At 58.8% G+C, this 17995-nt stretch carries 14 protein-coding genes; 2 read left to right on the plus strand and 12 right to left on the minus strand.

The window, feature by feature from the left end; translation table 11 throughout:
• Positions 1-107: 107 nt before the first annotated feature.
• The 8 genes from Q4E11_RS08275 to Q4E11_RS08310 all read right to left on the minus strand — a co-directional run bounded on the left by Q4E11_RS08275 (position 108) and on the right by Q4E11_RS08310 (position 9092).
• Entirely contained in the window at positions 108-473 is a 366-nt protein-coding gene (locus Q4E11_RS08275) for a monovalent cation/H(+) antiporter subunit G (RefSeq protein WP_303165107.1), read from the minus strand.
• On the minus strand, positions 470-787 hold the full coding sequence (locus tag Q4E11_RS08280) for a monovalent cation/H+ antiporter complex subunit F (protein WP_303165109.1): 318 nt from the start codon (positions 785-787) through the stop codon (positions 470-472). The genes Q4E11_RS08275 and Q4E11_RS08280 overlap by 4 nt, the downstream gene beginning before the upstream one ends.
• Positions 784-1407 (minus strand): Na+/H+ antiporter subunit E, encoded by a 624-nt coding sequence (locus Q4E11_RS08285; protein ID WP_303165110.1) that lies wholly within the window; start codon positions 1405-1407, stop codon positions 784-786. Before Q4E11_RS08285 ends, Q4E11_RS08280 begins: the two co-directional genes overlap by 4 nt.
• Positions 1400-3109, minus strand: coding sequence for a Na+/H+ antiporter subunit D (locus Q4E11_RS08290; RefSeq protein ID WP_303165112.1), 1710 nt, complete (start codon positions 3107-3109; stop codon positions 1400-1402). The genes Q4E11_RS08285 and Q4E11_RS08290 overlap by 8 nt, the downstream gene beginning before the upstream one ends.
• The gene (locus Q4E11_RS08295; RefSeq protein ID WP_303165113.1) at positions 3099-3617 is read right to left on the minus strand and encodes a Na(+)/H(+) antiporter subunit C; all 519 of its coding nucleotides are present in this window, start codon (positions 3615-3617) and stop codon (positions 3099-3101) included. Before Q4E11_RS08295 ends, Q4E11_RS08290 begins: the two co-directional genes overlap by 11 nt.
• A complete protein-coding gene (locus Q4E11_RS08300) occupies positions 3614-6667 on the minus strand; it encodes a Na+/H+ antiporter subunit A (protein WP_303165114.1) in 3054 nt (1017 codons plus the stop codon). The genes Q4E11_RS08295 and Q4E11_RS08300 overlap by 4 nt, the downstream gene beginning before the upstream one ends.
• A gap of 140 nt (positions 6668-6807) precedes the next feature.
• On the minus strand, positions 6808-7362 hold the full coding sequence (locus Q4E11_RS08305) for an acetyl-CoA acetyltransferase (protein ID WP_303165115.1): 555 nt from the start codon (positions 7360-7362) through the stop codon (positions 6808-6810).
• Between the two features lie 344 nt (positions 7363-7706).
• Positions 7707-9092, minus strand: a complete 1386-nt coding sequence (locus Q4E11_RS08310) for a dipeptidase (protein ID WP_303165117.1) — start codon at positions 9090-9092, stop codon at positions 7707-7709.
• 278 nt (positions 9093-9370) lie between these two features.
• On the opposite strand from Q4E11_RS08310, the gene groL reads away from it, so the two are divergent.
• The gene (gene groL, locus Q4E11_RS08315; RefSeq protein ID WP_303165119.1) at positions 9371-10996 is read left to right on the plus strand and encodes a chaperonin GroEL; all 1626 of its coding nucleotides are present in this window, start codon (positions 9371-9373) and stop codon (positions 10994-10996) included.
• 569 nt (positions 10997-11565) lie between these two features.
• Here the strand turns inward: groL and Q4E11_RS08320 are convergent.
• A complete protein-coding gene (locus tag Q4E11_RS08320; protein ID WP_303165121.1) occupies positions 11566-12042 on the minus strand; it encodes a DIP1984 family protein in 477 nt (158 codons plus the stop codon).
• A gap of 147 nt (positions 12043-12189) precedes the next feature.
• Here Q4E11_RS08320 and ppk2 point away from each other — a divergent pair, with 147 nt between their 5' ends.
• Positions 12190-13089: a polyphosphate kinase 2 gene (ppk2, locus tag Q4E11_RS08325; protein ID WP_303165123.1), complete on the plus strand. Its 900-nt coding sequence runs from the start codon at positions 12190-12192 to the stop codon at positions 13087-13089.
• Positions 13090-13776: 687 nt separating this feature from the next.
• Here the strand turns inward: ppk2 and Q4E11_RS08330 are convergent.
• The 3 genes from Q4E11_RS08330 to Q4E11_RS08340 form a co-directional block, all read right to left on the minus strand.
• Positions 13777-14898 carry a Dyp-type peroxidase gene (locus Q4E11_RS08330; protein WP_303165125.1) on the minus strand — a complete coding sequence of 374 codons (1122 nt, stop codon included), beginning with the start codon at positions 14896-14898 and terminating at the stop codon, positions 13777-13779.
• A 134-nt stretch (positions 14899-15032) separates the two neighbouring features.
• Positions 15033-16754 (minus strand): AMP-binding protein, encoded by a 1722-nt coding sequence (locus tag Q4E11_RS08335; RefSeq protein ID WP_303165126.1) that lies wholly within the window; start codon positions 16752-16754, stop codon positions 15033-15035.
• Positions 16755-16836: 82 nt separating this feature from the next.
• Positions 16837-17931, minus strand: coding sequence for an FAD-dependent oxidoreductase (locus Q4E11_RS08340; RefSeq protein ID WP_303165127.1), 1095 nt, complete (start codon positions 17929-17931; stop codon positions 16837-16839).
• Positions 17932-17995: the final 64 nt, after the last annotated feature.

Here is a 17995-nt window from a genome sequence, read left to right on the forward strand (position 1 = left end):
CTTCACTACTTCTCCTGGTCGAAAAGTGGTGATGCATTCACCGCTAGAACCTACCCGTGCATAAACCTAGTCACTTTGCCATAAACGCAGTCACTAACTGTGTCGCATCAGGCCTTCTCCCGCGGTTCCCGGCTGTCATCGCGAGCAAGAGAGTCTTCGTCGACGAGGCGCTCCTTGAACGCCTCGTGGCCCACGCGATTACTGACAACCGGTGACGTGCCGACGGCGAAGAAGATGATGAGCACAAGAAGAGCCAGGTCACTGTAGGTCGGAACGCTGTCGGCCCCGTGGACGAGCACGTAAATCAGCGCACCGGTCAGTGTCAGCATCAGCCCAAGGGTCTGTGGCTTACCCGAGGCGTGCATGCGGCTGATGGTGTCTCGGAAGCGCGCCAGGCCCACCGATGCCGCAACGCACAAAAGTGAACCGGCGAGGATGAGCACAATAGCGATGATGTCTGCCACCAGAATCATTTTGTTTCTCCCTTCGCAGCAGTCGGTCCGCTAGCTTTACCGCGCTCATCGGGGACACGGAACTTGGCCACTGCCAGCGAGGACAAAAATCCCAGCAGCGCCATGACCAGCATGGGGTAGACCACTGAAGTGTCCAGCGTCCAGGCCATAAACGCCGCGAGCATGCCCTGCAGCATTGCGGCCATGGATTCGAGGCTCACCAGGCGGTCGAGTGAATTCGGGCCCGCAATCATGCGGCCAAGCGTGATGAGCACCGCAATGAAATAGCCCGCAGCAGCCACACCGAGCAGAGTGTTAAAAACTTCCGGGTTCATCGGTTACTCCTTTCGGCCTGCGCGGCCTGCGCCGCCCTGGATTTCGGCGGCTCATGGACATCACGGTTTTCAAATGCGCGAATCACTCGCCGTTCCATCCTGGTCAACTGCGCAATTTGGCGCTGGATATTGCCCGTGGAAGAAGCGTCGAGCAAATGCATGGTCAGGATTTTCTTCTGCTTGTCGACGTCCACAATGATGCCGCCCGGTTGCAGGTTGATAAGGGCCATGGCCGTCGCCAGCGAAATGTCGGCATTTGTACGCATCGGCACTTTGATAATTGCGGTCGGTGGCGGATCTGCTCGGCGAATGGCCAGGTAGGCCACGTGGACCGAGGCGACAACGAAGTCGATGGCCCAGGAGCCGAACAGTCGTACCAGCCCGCCGACGTTCAAATCCAGGTCAGTGGCCGGCGGCACCGGCATAGCGAGGTTGAGCAGCGTGGCCACAATAATGCCGGTGACCACGTTGGCAATCGTCAACTCGCCCCAGAGCATTACCCAGATAACCAGGGTGAACAGGAAGATCATCACTGAAATCCGCGGTGGGCGGCGCGTCTTCCTGCTTGTTTTCGGGGAAGCCGTCGAAGTGGCCGTCGAACTGGTGGTTTCGTTACTCATGAGTTGTCACCGCCTCGTCGATAGCGCTTGTTGGGCGTTGTGTCTTCGAATCAGGATCCCACGGGCGCGTGTTACGACCGGGGTTTTCCAACTCTTGCAAGCCGTCAGCATCCGTGGTGTCAATGTTGAGCACCGCCGCGCGATACTCATCTACATTGGCTACATTGCTGGCGGCCTGGGAAGTCACATTGGACAGTGGGCCGCCCAGCACGGTCACGCCGACAGAGGCAATGACTAGCAGGGCTGTTGGCATTACCATGCCGATTGGCATCCGACCGACGTCGTCACGCTCTTCGATGGCAACCATCTTGGTGCGTTCGCGAAGTGCGGCCGGCTGCGCCAGCACGACGTCGCCGTCGGGGGCATCCGAGCGGTCGCGCCAAAAGGCCTTAGACCAGACAATCACCATGGTGTAGAGGGTTAGCAGGCTGGTGATGATGGATCCGGCAATGAGAATCCACGCAGTGGTCGAGCCGTTGTGGGCGCCGGCTTCGATGAGCATGACCTTGCCCAGGAAGCCAGAAAATGGCGGGATACCGCCCAGGTTCAGCGCGGGAATCAGGTAGAGCGCGGCCAGAAGCGGCGAGGCCTTGGCCAGTCCTCCCAGGCGGCGTAGTGACGACGAGCCCGCCTGGCGCTCGATGAGTCCGGCGACCAGGAACAGTGCCGTCTGCACCAGAATGTGGTGGACGATGTAGAAAATCGCACCGCTAAGCCCCAGCGTATTGCCAATCGCAATACCGAAAATCATGTAGCCGATGTGCGACACCAGCGTAAATGACAACAGTCGCTTGATGTCGTTTTGGGCCATGGCGCCGAGAATGCCCATCAGCATGGTTGCCAGACCGGCCCACAGCAGGACGTTGTCAAGCCTGCCGTCGGGGAAGACGACACTGCGCGTGCGGATGATCGCGTATACACCCACCTTCGTCAGCAGACCCGCGAAGACAGCGGTGACCAGCGACGGGGCGGTCGGATAGGAGTCCGGCAGCCACGACGACAGCGGGAACACTGCGGCTTTCACCGCAAACGCGACCAGCAGGACCGCGAAAATCGCGGTGCGGGTGCCGTCGGGGATGTCCTCCATACGCAGCGAGATATGCGCGAAGTTCACCGTGCCGACCGCCTGGTACACCAGGCCAATCGCCAGCAGGAACACCATGGAGGACAGCATGTTGACCATCACGTACGACACGCCTGCGCGGATGCGTGACGACGATGCCCCCAGCGTCAACAACACATAGGAGGCCACGAGCAGGACCTCGAAGCCGACATACATATTGAACAGATCGCCAGCCAGAAAGGCCATGGAGACACCCATGTTGAGCAGCATGTATGTCGGAACGAAGACCGCGATGGGCTCATCTTCGTCACCATCGCTAATACCCTGACCGATGCCAAACCACATGACCGCAAAGAGCACTAGCTGCGAGACGGTAATCATGAGCACCGCGAGGTTGTCGGCCACCAGAGTGATGCCGATCGGTGCATCCCAGCCGCCGACTTGGACGGTGTGAATGCCGTGGACGTGAATCAGGTAGACCAACGCCCCCGAAATGATCAGCAGTCCGCCGAGCGAAGCTAGCGACAGCGCCTGCTGGAAGCGGGGAAAGCGCGCAAACAGCAGCGCGATAGCCGCGGTGGCTGCCGGGACGATAATCGGCAGCGGAATCAGAGTGAGAATGAGTTGCTCAGTCGTCATCGTCGTCGCCTCCCTTGGAGTGCGGTGGCACGGCGCTAATCGGCTTTTCGAAGCTCTTCGGGCCGAACTTGTCGCCGGCCTCCGTTGGACGGCCAGTGATGGGGTCGTCGGACTTGTCGTGGTCCGGTGCGGCCGCTGGATCGCTCACGCTTCGCTTGGCCAGGCTGCGGTCCTCATGGTCATCCTGCACGTGGTCGGTGACGCGGTAGACATGCTGGCGGTAGACCAGTGCCAGCAGGAATGCGGTCATACCCATGGAAATAACAATTGCCGTGAGGATGAATGCCTGCGGCAGCGGGTCAGCCTGTGCGTTGCTCACCAGCGAATTTCGATCCCAGATGGGCGGCTGCCCGGGTTCGTCCGAGCCGAGCAAAATCAGCAGATTGATGCCGTTGCCCATCAGCAGCAGCCCCATCAGCATCCTGGTCAGGGAACGGTCGAGGAAAAGATACACCCCGGCGGCCAGGAGCGTGCCGACGGTTGCCAGAAGCACAGAGTTGAGAATCACTGAGGTGCGTCCTTTCCTTCGGTTTTAGAAGTGGCCTGTTTAATAGCTGACTTCGCCGCCTCCGCAGGCTCTGCCTTCGGTTGCGTTGCAGCTAGCTTGTTGCGCAGGTGGCGAGAGTGCCCGATGGCTGCGCGCGAGACGCGACGTGAACGGTTGCGTTCAGCGCGACGCTGCATCTCGACGTCAATGCGGCCACCCAAGCTGCGCAGGATGTAGACAATGGTGCCCACCACGATGAGGAAGACACCGAGGTCAAACAGCATGGGGGAGACCACCGTGACCTCGCCGAACAGCGGAATCTCCGCCGAGCCGTACCACGAACTCAGCGGTGCCCAGCCAACAAACAGCGGCCCGACAGCACTGACGACGGCCAACAGCAAACCACCGCCGAGCAAAAACTCGGCGCTGACTGGCAAGGTGGCGGCCAACTCATGACGCCCACCGATGAGGTAGCGCATAGTCAGTGCCAATGCAGCCACCAAGCCACCTGCGAAACCACCGCCGACATCATTGTGGCCAGCGAAGAACAGGTACAGAGCCAACACCATCATGGCGGGGAAGAGCAGACGTGCGGCGACCAAAACCATGATGGGGTAGCGCATCCGCTCGGCCTGCCCGGAGGTATCTGTGGTCTTCAACCAGCGATTACCGAGGCGTGGCTGCGACTTGTGCTTGATCTTAGAACGGGCATAGACCGTGTGGGTGCGAAACACCAACGAGGTAATGCCGACAGCGACCATTACCAGCACCGTAATCTCACCAAAGGTATCCCAGGCACGGATATCCACCAGCAAAACATTGACCGCGTTTTGGCCATGTGCAATATCGTGGGCCAGCGCGGGAATATCACCGGCGATGGTGTCCGTGCGACGGGACCCCATGGCAAACGCAGCCAGAATGGGAACCGTGACACCCACTGCGATGGCGAGCCAGGCGCGCTGGCGAGTCCACTTCGGATTCGATGCCGGGGCCTTTGGCGACAGCGTGCGCAGTACCAGCACGAAAATAATCATGGAGACCGTCTCCACCAGCAGCTGTGTCAGCGCCAGATCCGGAGAGCCGTACATAGCAAAAATGATGGCCAGACCATAGCCAGTGACACCGACCATGATCACACCCGAGAGCCTGTTGCTCAGACGCGTTGCCGCAAGTGCCGCGACAATCATAATCAGAGCAACCGCACCCTGCGGGGCGGAGTCCCACAGCTCCATTCGCAGCTCATCGCGCTCACCGAGCAGCAGAGCGCCAATAGGCAGGGCAATGAGAACCAGCAAAATGACGGCCTCATTAAGAGGCAGGGAACCGCGCTGCGTCCACGCAGTGACACGGAGAGAAAGACGGCGGGCGAAGTCCAGGATGCCGTCGTAAAGCGCATCGGCATTGCCCAGTGCGGGCTGATCAAACTGCAACTGGCGGACCAGTTTGCGTTGCCAGTGCATGATGGCACCGGTGAGCAGGATGAGGGCGGTCAGCGCCAGTGGCAGCGTGAATCCGTGCCAGAGTGCGAGTTCGGAGCGATTGTCCGACTGCGGGAATGCTTCGGCCAGGTAGGGGGAGATGATGCCGTTAAGAAGGCGCGGCACCAGGCCAAAGACAAGCCCCGAAATCGCCAGCAGCCAGGCGGGGCCGACCTGCGCCCACGTGGGCGAGTCCATCTCCGCGACGGCCTGCGAGGTGCCGCCACCGCTGGCGTGCGTGCGCGGTTTGGTGCCGAACGCGGCGCGCAGCAGATACAGCGAATAAGCGACGGTGAGAATCGAGCCAACCACCAGGCCGAGCGTGGTAAACACCGACGGCATACCGTGCAGTGGCGATGCCTTCAGCGTTGCATCGAGCGCAGCTTCTTTAGCGACGAAGCCGAAGAATGGCGGCACACCCGCCATCGACGCCGCAGCGAGAATCGAAATAATCAACAGCTGCGGTGCCTTTGAACCAAGCCCGGACAGTTTCAGAATGTCGCGCGTACCCGTCAGCCTGTCGATCGTGCCCGCGACCATAAACAGCGCGGCCTTGAACATCGCGTGGCCGAGTGTCAGCGCCAGCGCCGCGAGCATCGTCGCACGCGTGCCTATCGACGACACCGTGATAATGAAGCCCAATTGGCTGACAGTGCCGTACGCCATGATCAGCTTCAGGTCCTTTTGGCGAAGCGCCATCCAGCCACCCATAATCATGGTCAAAAGACCGAGCGGAATGATAGTGAGATGCCACGCGTTTGTGGCACTAAAAGTTGGCGCGAGTCGGGCGACCAAGAACACGCCAGCTTTCACCATTGCGGCAGAGTGCAGGAAGGACGACACCGGAGTCGGCGCCGCCATCGCGCCGGGCAGCCAGAAGTGGAAGGGCGCGATAGCGGACTTGGACAGGGCACCGATGACCAGCAGAACAGCCGCCGTGGCGATAGCCGGGGAGTTTAGCTGTGCGGTGGTGAGTACATCCGGGGCGGTCAGGTCGGAGAAATTCCAGAAGTTGGTGGTCACGCCCATCAGCACAATGCCGACCAGCATGACAAGGCCGCCCAGTGTGGTGACCAGGAGTGCCTGGCCAGCGGCGCGGCGGGAGGAGGCACGTTCGGCGTAGTAGCCAACCAGCAGGAAGGACAGTACCGACGTGATTTCCCAAAAGACGAACATCAACAGGATGTTGTCGCTGATGACCAGGCCGTACATTGCCGCGGCGAAGGCGACCATCTGAGCGGCAAACGCGCCGATTCTGCGGCGCTTGCCAGGCGGCGGATTGACGAAGTAACCGGAGCAATACACCAGTACGAGAAAGCCGATGGTCAAAACCAGCGTGCCAAAAAGCGATTCAATTGGCCCCAGCCGAAGCGTCACGTCCAAATGGATTCGTGGCATCCACGAAAAATGCGTGACAGCTGGTGTTACCTCCGCTGCTCCTGCCTGCGCTATGCGCACCAGGTGCGTGCCGGTGTAAATAGCACCACCTGCCAGCGGAAGGCTGAGAAGGAGGAAACCACGGGTTCCAAACCACTTAATCGTCCATGGTGCAATCGCTGCCGTCGCAAACAGGATGCACAGGAGAGTAATCACTATTTCATCATGGATGAAAAACGAACCATCGTGCAACCCCGTTCGGGGGAAAATGTGCTGAGCTGGGGACGAGTCTATATTTTTGGAAATGGGCAATTACCGCCCGAATGGACTGCAAATTCGGGGGTAATTGCAGCGGCTTAACCGTGCAGGCGGTTAGCAGCGCAGACCAGAGCGGTAAGCACCGAGTCCTCCGGGGTCTGGCCAAAGCCCATTGTCCACACATGGTCATTGTTGTGGCCAGCGTAGACGAAGGTAGCTGTAGCCTCGAAGATCTCGAACTGGTGGAATTCCACAATCTCTACGCGGTAGCCAGCGTCAGCCAGCAGGTTGGTGCAAGCCGACACCGGACCCATAGCGGTGATTTCTTGCGTGAAGGTGCGGGTGTTGCCGTCCTCGTCCGTAATGGACAAATCAGCGTGGCAGTTCCAGCGCCCCAGAGTGCCGCGAGTTGCCTCGAAGTTCTTAATCTGAACCGGGCCGTTGGTCGGCGAATAAGTTTCCTTGAAATTTCGCCAGCTCATTCCGCGAGCTTCTTGCCTCAAACCACGAGGGAGGCGGTGGCCGAAACGAGCCCTAAACGGATCGTCGGAATAAGTTCGCACATTGCCTTCGTCCTGATTCTCCAACGATGGGCGCTTACCCGTGAATGTCGTCGAAGTGGACATGTTCTTGGAGGTGCGAGCGGTAAACATTCTTTGTGGTCCTTTGCTTGGTTGCTGTGGCGGTTAAGTGGCGGACCAACCAGGTGCTTTAAAAAGTTGCGGCCAGAGACCCCGTGTGGAGGGGTTAGTCCTGTCGGCCTCCACCGGGGTTCGTAGCCTTCGCTACTCGCTTAAGAATGTTCGTCTGCATGAGTCGCACTGTACTACAGGCAAAAGTTGTGACACAAGTCAATTCGGCAAATTTCTTGACAATTTTCGAAGAAATGGCAACGGCCGCCAGGTTGATCCTAGCGGCCGTGAACAGGGTAAATACGTATCTTCGAGTCTGCTGGTGAAACGAGTCAGTAACTACGTATAGAAATGCCTCTAAATCTCTAAATGCCGTTGATCGAAGCCAGGAAGATGGCCTCACCAATGGCGATATCGCGAATCTCATTTGGATCGACCGATTCATCGGCGGAGTGAATGCGAGCCTGCGGTTCCTCTACGCCGTAGAGAGCGATATCAGCGTCTGGAACAGCCTCAAGCAAAGTGGCGCACAGCGGGATGGAAGCGCCCTCGCCCAAGGTGGCGGTCTCCTTGCCGTAGGCTGCCGAAAGACTGTCGGACACCAGCTGGACAACCTCGCCCTCCACATTCGCGCGGAACGGATTGGCCAGCTCATCGCGCTCGACCGTGACCTTCACACCCCACGGAGCATGTGCACGCAGATGGTTTTCCAGTGCCTCCTGAGCCTCGGCCGGGTCAACGCCACCTGGGATGCGGAAGTTAATGTGCGCCTTCGCCGTCGCCGGAATGGCATTGACAGCATTCGTCGCCGGCGGGCAGTCGATGCCGGTGACAATGACGGAGGGGCGTGCCCATGTCAGGTCCGATACGGAGGTGTTGTCATCGCTGATTAGGTCAACGCTGTCCAGCACGCCCGCATCAGCGCGGAAGGTCTCCGGATCGTATTCAAGGCCCTCCCAGCGCTGGCTGCAGTCCAGGCCGTCGATAGAGGTAAAGCCGTTTTCATCGCGCAGACTATCGAGCATGCGAATAAGTGCCGCCAGCGCATCCGGGGCAGCGCCGCCGAACATGCCGGAGTGCACAGGCCCCTCCAGGGCGTCCACTCGAACCTCGACATCGGCAGTGCCACGCAGAGTGGTCACCAGAGTCGGCTGGCCAACTTCCGCGTTGCCGACATCCGCAATGAGGATGACATCGGCGTCGAAAAGCGCCGGCTGCGTGGCGATGAGATTATTAAGGCCCGCAGAACCGCGCTCCTCCGAGCCCTCCACAATAATCTTGATGTTCGGCATCTCGACCTGGTCGGATATAGCGTCGTCACGCAGCGCGCGAAGTGCGGCGAGGTGCATGACGACGTTGCCCTTGCAGTCTGCGGTACCGCGGCCGTACCAGCGGCCATCGCGCTCATCGAGCGTCCACGGGTCGGCCGTCCACGCGGATTCGTCGCCGGCCGGCTGGACGTCGTAATGGGAGTAGAGCAGTACGGTCTTCGCGCTTTCCGACGATCCGGGGACGAAACCCGACAGCGCAATCGAGCCGTCGACGGTGTGATGGTGCTCGAGCTCAATGCCGAGCTCGGCGTACATGTCGGTGACGGCCTGAGCAGCGTCGATGCAGGCCTGCTTCGTTTCCGCGGTGCCGTGCACGGAAGGGTAGGACACCAGCTTGGTCAGCTGGGTGCGGATGGTGTCGCGCTGCGCGCTGATGTGGTCGCGCAGCGAGTCCGTGAGTTCCTTATTAATAATGCTCATGAGCGACCAGTCTAGGCGCACAATAGTCGTGCTGTCAGGCTCGTAAACCTTGCACTCGAAGGGGTTGAGTGCTAGAAAAGTGAATTAGCACTTGCTTTAACTGAGTGCTAACAAATTCAACGACAAACGTGTTGATACAAGTCGTGTTGATACAAGTACAGTGTTGACTCCGGTGATGGAGAGGGCGGCGCTTCCCTCAAATCACATGCCGTCGCGGGCACCTGGGTCAACTTTCCATGTAAGTGCCACTTAAACATACGGAGGGTTCTTCAAACCTCATGGCTAAGATGATTGCATTCGATGAGGAGGCCCGTCGCGGTCTCGAAAAGGGTCTGAACACCCTGGCCGACGCCGTTAAGGTCACGCTGGGTCCGAAGGGCCGCAACGTCGTCCTCGAGCGCAAGTGGGGCGCACCGCTGATTACCAACGACGGTGTCTCTATTGCACGTGAAATTGAACTTGAGGATCCTTACGAGAAGATCGGCGCAGAGCTGGTCAAGGAAGTCGCCAAGAAGACTGACGACGTCGCTGGTGACGGTACTACCACCGCTACTGTGCTGGCTCAGGCTCTGGTTTCTGAGGGCCTGCGCAACGTCGCTGCTGGCTCCAACCCGATGGGTATCAAGCGCGGCATCGAGAAGGCCGTCTCCACTGTTACTGAGAAGCTGCTGGAGTCCGCTAAGGATATTGAGACCAAGGAGCAGATTGCTGCTACCGCTGGTATCTCCGCTGCGGACCCGGCTATCGGTGAGCTGATTGCCACCGCTATGGACAAGGTCGGCAAGGAAGGTGTCATCACCGTGGAAGAGGCCAACACCTTTGGCCTCGACCTGGAGCTGACCGAGGGTATGCGCTTCGACAAGGGCTACATCTCCGGTTACTTCGCCACCGACATGGAGCGCCAGGAAGCAGTCCTGGAGGATCCGTACATCCTCCTGGTCTCCGGCAAGATCTCCAACATCAAGGAGCTGCTGCCGCTGCTGGAGAAGGTCATGCAGTCCGGCAAGCCGCTGCTGATTATCGCTGAGGACGTCGAGGGCGAGGCTCTGTCCACTCTGGTCGTCAACAAGATTCGCGGCACCTTCAAGTCCGTCGCTGTGAAGGCTCCGGGCTTCGGCGATCGCCGTAAGGCAATGCTGCAGGATATGGCTATCCTGACCAACGGCCAGGTCATCTCCGAGGAGGTCGGCCTGTCGCTTGAGACCGCTGACCTGCCGCTGCTGGGTCGCGCTCGCAAGGTCGTCGTCACCAAGGACGAGACCACCATCGTCGAGGGTGCTGGCGAGCAGTCCGCTATCGAAGGCCGCGTCAACCAGATCCGCGCTGAGATCGAGAACTCCGACTCTGACTACGACAAGGAGAAGCTGCAGGAGCGCCTGGCTAAGCTGGCTGGCGGCGTTGCCGTTATCAAGGCTGGTGCCGCAACTGAGGTTGAGCTCAAGGAGCGCAAGCACCGCATCGAGGACGCCGTCCGCAACGCAAAGGCCGCTGTGGAAGAGGGCATCGTCGCAGGTGGCGGTTCCGCACTGCTGCAGGTCTCGCACGTGCTTGACGACGATTTGGGGATGACCGGCGACGAGGCAACCGGTGTCCGCATCGTCCGTGCAGCCCTCGCAGCTCCGCTGCGCCAGATTGCACTCAACGCTGGTCTCGAGGCCGGCGTCGTCACCGAGAAGGTTGCCAACCTGCCGAAGGGCGAGGGCCTGAACGCTGCTACCGGTGAGTACATTGACCTGATGGAAGCTGGCATCAACGACCCGGTGAAGGTCACCCGCTCCGCACTGCAGAACGCTGCTTCCATTGCAGCTCTGTTCCTGACCACCGAGGCTGTTGTCGCTGACAAGCCGGAACCGGCTGCGCCGGCAATGCCGGGTGGCGACGAGATGGGCGGCATGGGCTTCTAATCTAGGAGTACCTAGCTGACATCCAGCTGGTTGCTGGCTGGCTGAGCTTTTGGGGCGCCGATGGGATCAATTTGGTTCCATCGGCGCTTTTGTTTTGGCTCGCTAAAAGCCCAGGTCGCGGCCGTCGTAAAGCGTGAAAACAGCGCCAAACATGCGAGTCTGCGTCATTTACTGGTTTGTGGACGGCTTTAACCGATACTTTGGGGTCTGTGGCGGCGCCGGTAGGGCTCAAATTAACAGTTAATGAGGTGTACCAGGTGGGGGAGAGTCATCCCGCGAAAAAGAAGTATTAAGTCCCCGAACCCACCCTCGTTGCAACAGATGCCTCAGCGCTCGGTAGTGACAAATAATCGATAATCTTTACTCATGTACGCGATTCTGAGGACTGTCAGTAATAGGATCCTGCCGCCTCAGTACAGGTGAGTGAGATCTCGGTGTCTCTTTTAGGGCCAGAGACGGGCCGTCACGCTCGCCGACAATCTAGTTGCAACTACCGACTTACTTCGAATGTAGCGGAAAACTGTTCAGTGCTAGGCCGCAGCGCAAGACCGCTGCGTCAGATCTCTGGCTTACTCGGCTGGTTTGTTGTCGGCCTCGATAAGCTCAGTCGACCAGTTCACCTGCTGGACACGAGTGTCCAAACTGCGGTATTCCTTTGCTGCCTGGTCAGCCTTCTTGCGAAGTGACTGAATGTCCACAGTGGAGACATACCGGATTTCGGAGGCCGAGTAACGGTCGCGTCGCGCTGAACCTTCGTCGGCCACGGAAGTGTAGAACTGCCGCTGGGAGAGCAAGTGATCACGCTTCGCAAGTGCGTCGCTAAGCGTCGTGCCGTCGAATGCGGTGGCGGAATTCGTGGTGTTGATGGAGCGAACCAGCCACTCGAAGCGAACCATCAGGCGTTCGGCCTCGGCGATGAGCTCCTGCGGATTTTCATCAGGTGTATCGCCTTCCTGCACCTGCGCGACAAGTGCTAGACGACGCTTAACTTCTGCAAGCCGGTCGGCTGTCTCTGCCCGTGAGGCAAGTGCTTCGGATAACAACATACTTTTCACTGTAGACATCGGGAGCCTGAACAGGGGCGGAAATCTCCCCTCATAATCGGGAATGAATCTTGATGAATGCTGGGAAATTGCTGGTAAGGACACCCTCTTGGGGGACGTATCGCGGAATTATTCAGTAAGATTAACGGTATGGCTGACAAGAATGAAGAGGAATTCCACATCGTCGATTTGGCGAAGACCGAAGGTTACGTCGTCGATGACTCTGATGAGGACGATCCGGTACTGGTCACCCCAGACGGTGAGCGGGTTGATACTTGGCGCGATGGCTACCCGTATGATGAGCGAATGACTCGCAAGGAATACGAGTCGATTAAGAGGAAGCTGCAGATTGAGCTTCTGAAGTGGCAGAACTGGACCAAGGAAACTGGTCAGAAGCACATCATCCTCTTCGAAGGCCGTGACGCCGCCGGTAAGGGCGGTACTATTAAGCGTTTCAATGAGCACCTGAACCCGCGTGGTGCTCGCACTGTTGCACTGGAAAAGCCGTCTCCTCGTGAGTCCACTTCGTGGTACTTCCAGCGTTACATTGAACACTTCCCATGTGCTGGTGAGATTGTCTTCTTTGACCGCTCTTGGTACAACCGCTCTGGTGTTGAGCGCGTGATGGGTTTCTGTACTGAGTCGCAGCACGCAGAGTTCCTGCGTGAGGTTCCGATGCTGGAGAACATGATTTTGGGCTCCGGCATTTCGCTGACCAAGCTGTGGTTCTCCGTGACTCAGAAGGAGCAGCGCACCCGCTTTGCAATCCGCCAGGTTGACCCAGTGCGTCAGTGGAAGCTCTCTCCGATGGATCTCGCTTCGCTGGATCGCTGGGATGACTACACCCGCGCCAAGGAAGAGCAGTTCCGCTACACGGACACCGATGAGTCTCCATGGATCACCATTAAGTCCAACGACAAGAAGCGTGCCCGCATTAACGCAATGCGTTACGTGCTCAGCAAGTTCGAGTACACGGAGAAGGACCACGAGTTGGTCGGTACTCCGGATCCGAAGATTGTGAAGCGTGGCCGTGACCAGATTGGTGACTAGTTACAACTTCTAATCGGCTCAGCGATTGCGATCGTTGTAGGTTGTGGCCTATTCATTTCGGGCCGATTTCAGGCTGTGGCGCTGGCGGGGAAACGGCAGAGGCGCAATCGGTTGGTGTTAGTAAGCCACGCAGGTTGAGCAGGCTCCTGTGCTACTGCTATGTCGAATCCCACTCCTCCATCAGATGTGGTGTGGGATGCCTCCGCAGCTCCTTCACCGCTCAGTCGATGCCATGCCGGTAATGAGCCTCGGGCATGGTTCTGACGGAAAGTACTATTACGCTGCAGTGAAATCGCGGTCAGGAAACATTACTTGTCAGTTGTGGAACGACTCAGGTTTTGACCGTTGAACATCCCCAAATCTGCAGATAGCGCTGATTGGCCACAAAGCGTTGATTGCTCCTTTGAAAATTGAGGCGCGTTGGAACTATCAGGCGTTTGCGAGCAATACGCCCCAAGTTAGTGACTAGGTTTATGGCAGGAAGCTGCATAAAAAATGCAGTTCAAATGCCATAAACCTAGTCACTTTCTTTTTTGGTACTTGTTTATCCCTTTGTAGACCACGCCGAACTGGGAGGGGGGGAGGGCACTGCGTATGAACGAAATAGGCCGATGACCACCCAGTTTCACATTTGCTCTTAGCGTCGCCAGCTGAACGCAGAACAGACGCTGAGAGTAAAAGTGGCTCCTACCCCTCAATCAGTTCCTGACCCCAGTAGGAATCCGGGGTCGTGCCGGGGGCAATCCAGTACACAGCAGAGCCGATGTGGCGGTTCCACTCATTGAGCAGGTCACCGCGGTCCAGGCGAGCCTGAATTGCGCTGAACTGGTTGTCCGGGTTCTTCTGGAATGCAATCCAGACTAGGCCAACGTTTGGCCCTTCGAATGGGAAGGCCGGCTCACCAGGCTGGTCCTCGTAGGCAAAGGCGCGGCGACGCAGAGCGTCGTCAGGCTGGCCCTCCTGCTCACGGGAAAGTGCCAGGTGAGATTGGCGGTGAATTAGGTACTCGCCATTTTCATCGACGGCGTCCATGTCCTCTTCGTCGAACTCGTCATCGCCGCCGGAAAGCGGTGCACCAGTGTGGAAGTCACGGCCGATAACAATGGAGCGCTCGTCAGTGTCGAGCTCATCCCAGCCATTGAGGTCAAGCGCAATACGGCGAACGACCATGATGCAGGAATTGTTGATGGCCTTGTCCTCGGAGTCAATCCACACCTGCTCGGCCCACTCTTCTTCAGTGGAGGGATTGACCGTGCCGTCGAGCTGACCGAGCGGATTACGCGGGGTAGCGCCGTGCGGCTGCGAACCCCACGCGTAGGAAAAGCCCTTCTGGAACCACTTCACGGTTGCCCACGGGGCAGCGCTCTTTTCCAGCAGGCGGGCTGCGGCAGAGGTAGTGGCGAGGTCATCACAGCACAGCTGCAGAGCGAAGTCGGACTGACCCCACTCCGGGCGAAGCATGTCGTGCTGGAATGCCGGAATATCATGCAGGCCAGCCGGCTTGCGCTCTGGCTTGCCCAGGATGTCGAAGATGCGCTCACCAAAACCGGCGGTAATGGTCAGGTTGGCAGTGGCTGCGACCATCTCCGGCTCCAGGTACCCCTCGATGTCCTGGCCCTGGGTGAGGCGGCGGGCGACGTCGGTAAGCGTGGAGAACAAATCCTTTAGGCCTGCTGCGTCGACGCCGTCCTTGAGATCGAATGCGATGAGGCGAAGATGTGCCTGGCCTGGCTGCTCAATGCCGGACTGAACAGGGGCATCGAACGGAATCTTGGCACCCTTCAGCGGGGTTTCGGAAGCCTGTGTCATTCGAGGTCACTCCTAGAAAAAGAGGTGGGATGAATTGCCTTTATGACTACGAGCATAATCACATTTGTGCAGGTGCGGAGGGCACAAAAGTGAACGATTTTGTTCGAACTTTTGAATATCCCCCGGTAACTCAACTACCCCTTAATCCGCACCTTCTCACCCTCCCAGGCCAGGTCGCGCAGTTCGTTCTTGCGTACCTTGCCCGTGGAGGTGCGCGGTAGCTCATCAATCACCACCACATCGCGGGGAATCTTGTAACCCGCGATGTGGGCGCGGCAGTGCGCAATCACAACATCGGCCACCCGCTTGTTGTGCTCGGCGACTTCCTCCTCGGTGCCATTGCAGCAAGCTTCCGGCCGCAGCACCACGTAGGCACGTGGCCGCTCACCCCACTTGTCATCCGGGACGCCGATGACGGCGCAGTCGGATACATCTGGGTAGCTGACCACCGCCTGTTCTACCTCGATGGTGGAGATGTTCTCACCACCGGAGACAATGACATCTTTGGCACGGTCGAGCAGCTGAATATAGCCATCGGGATGCATAACTCCCAGGTCACCGGTGTGAAACCAGCCACCGCGGAAGGCGTACTCAGTGGCCTCGGGATCCTTGAAATATCCATTCATGACGCCGTTTCCGGTCATGATGATTTCACCAATCGTGGCACCGTCGTGAGGCACGTCAATCAGCGGCGCGTCGAGTGCGTCTGTCTGTCCGACGATGCGCACGTCCTGGTTCGTCACGGTGGCCACACCCTGGCGCGCCTTCAGCACGGCACGGCGGCGCACGGTCATGTCCTTCCAGTCCGGCTGCGATTCGCAGACGGTAAACGGGCCGTAGGACTCAGTCAGGCCGTAGACGTGCGTGATTTCCACACCGATGTTCTCGCAGCGCGTGATGATGGTCGGGCTCGGCGGCGCGCCGGCGGTCATGATGCGCAGGTTGGTCACGCGACGCTTGTTGTCATCGTCGACAAGTGTGGTCAGCACCGCCGGCGCACCGCACATCGCCGTGACACCCTCCTCCAGAATCAGGCGCCACATCTCGGGGCCGCGAACGGCGCGAATCGCCACTTGGCGCGCGCTCGTCGACATCGCAGCCCAGCCCGTACACCAGCCAGAACAGTGGAACATCGGCAGCGTCCACAGGTAGACGGTGTAGTGGTCAAAGTGCATCGTCTGCACCTGCCCCAGCGCATTCAGGTACGCGCCGCGGTGCGTGTAGACCACGCCCTTCGGCTTGCCCGTCGTGCCCGAGGTGTAGTTAATGGCAATGGGGTCATGCTCGTCATCGACGGTGTAGGGCAGGTTGGGGCGATCTTTTTCACGCTTTACGACGCCGTCGCCAGCCAAGTACTGACTAAAAGTCGCCGCCTGAATATTCTCCGCCTGGTGACCGGCGGTGTCAGTCACATCGGGCTCGATGCCCTTTTCATCGGCAATATAGATGACTTGCCTCAGCAGGTGACCAATCGTCGGTAGTACCTTGTCAATCAGCGGTTTTTCACCGAGCAGGGTAGTGATCTCGGAGTGGCTGAGAATGTACTCGACTTCTTTGGCTGCCAAGCGAGTGTTAATGGCTACCACCACGCCGCCGGCCAGTGGAATGGCAAACTGTGCCAACAGGGCTTCGTAGCTGTTGGCTGCCAATACGCCGACGCGGTCGTTTTTCTTCAGGCCGTCGTCGATAAGCGCGTGCGCGAATGCCTGAGCATCCGCTGCCATCTCGGCGAAGGTGATGCGGCGAGGGCCGTCGACGAAGCCGACCTTGTTCGGGTGGACGCGGGCGCTGCGCTCGAGGAATCGCAGTGGTGTAACGGGCAAATCTAGACCATTTTTGTTAGGGAAATAAGACATGTGAACAAGAGTAAATGTTTCAGGCTAGAGACGCGAGGGTTTTCTCAGAATAGGCCCGAAATTCACTGGTGTTCACAGGTTTTCAGTTGTGGTTGTTGAGCTCTCGGCGAATGGCAATCGCCGCATCGCGGCCAGCTCTGTTGGCGCCAACCGTCGAGGCCGATGGGCCATAGCCCACCAAGAAAATCCGCGGATCGGCGACGACTCGCGGTGGGTCCATCGCAATCCCGCCGGAGCTATTGCGCAGGCGAAGCGGCGCAAGATGTCGCATTTCCCAGCGAAAACCCGTGCCAAAGATAACGGCATCGAAATCCAGATGCTCACCCTCGGCAGTGAAAACGCCAGTGGCATCCATGCGCGTGAACATGGGGTGTGGTACGAGTACGCCGCGTTTGCGAGCGTCAATGAGATAGGGGTTCCACACCAACCCCGTCACCGACACAACGGACTGTGGCGGCAGACCGTCATGCACGCGCTTATCGACGGCAGCCACCGATTCTCGGCCATCAAAGTTGTCGTTGTATTCGGGTGGGCGACGAGTAAACCACGTGGTCGTGGCGACTTTCGAGACCTCGGCTAGGTGCTCTGTCGCGGAGATACCAGCGCCGACGATGGCGACCTTTTGGTCGCGGAAATCCTCCGCGCGTGTGTAGGTCTGTGTATGGATTATGCGTCCCTGAAACGTTTCCATTCCGGGGATATATGGCACGTGTGGGCGAGTCCAGGTGCCGGTGGCGTTGATGAGGTAGGAGGAGGTGATGGTGGAGTCGTCGTCAAGCGAGGTGAGCAGGCGGTTGTCGGCTGCGTTTTCCACGGACATTGCGGTGATGGGACGGCGAACGCGCAGATTGTTGCGCTTTTCAAACTCGCTGAAGTATTCCACCAAGGTCGTGGAGGCCTTGGCATGCGGGGAGATGGTTTTCTGTGGCATGCCAGGTAGGTCGTAGATACCGTTGACCGTTTCCATGGTCAGCGAATCCCAGCGGTGCTGCCACGCGCCACCGGGGCCGGGGTTGGCGTCGACAATGTCGAAGGTGGGGGTCTGGGTGCTCGTGTCCGGGCGGAGTTTGGTCTGCTCGAATCCGCGCTTTTGTAGGTTGTAGGCAGCGGAAAGGCCTGCTTGACCGGCACCGATGATGAGGACATCGACGTCTGTGTGGGAAGCCGCGGAGTTCATACCTCCACCATAGCGAATGTTGTTGACCTGGCAACAAAAAAGAGGGCGGACACAACACAGTCCA

The organism is Corynebacterium sp., from assembly GCF_030532195.1.
In the GTDB taxonomy this organism is placed as follows: domain Bacteria; phylum Actinomycetota; class Actinomycetes; order Mycobacteriales; family Mycobacteriaceae; genus Corynebacterium.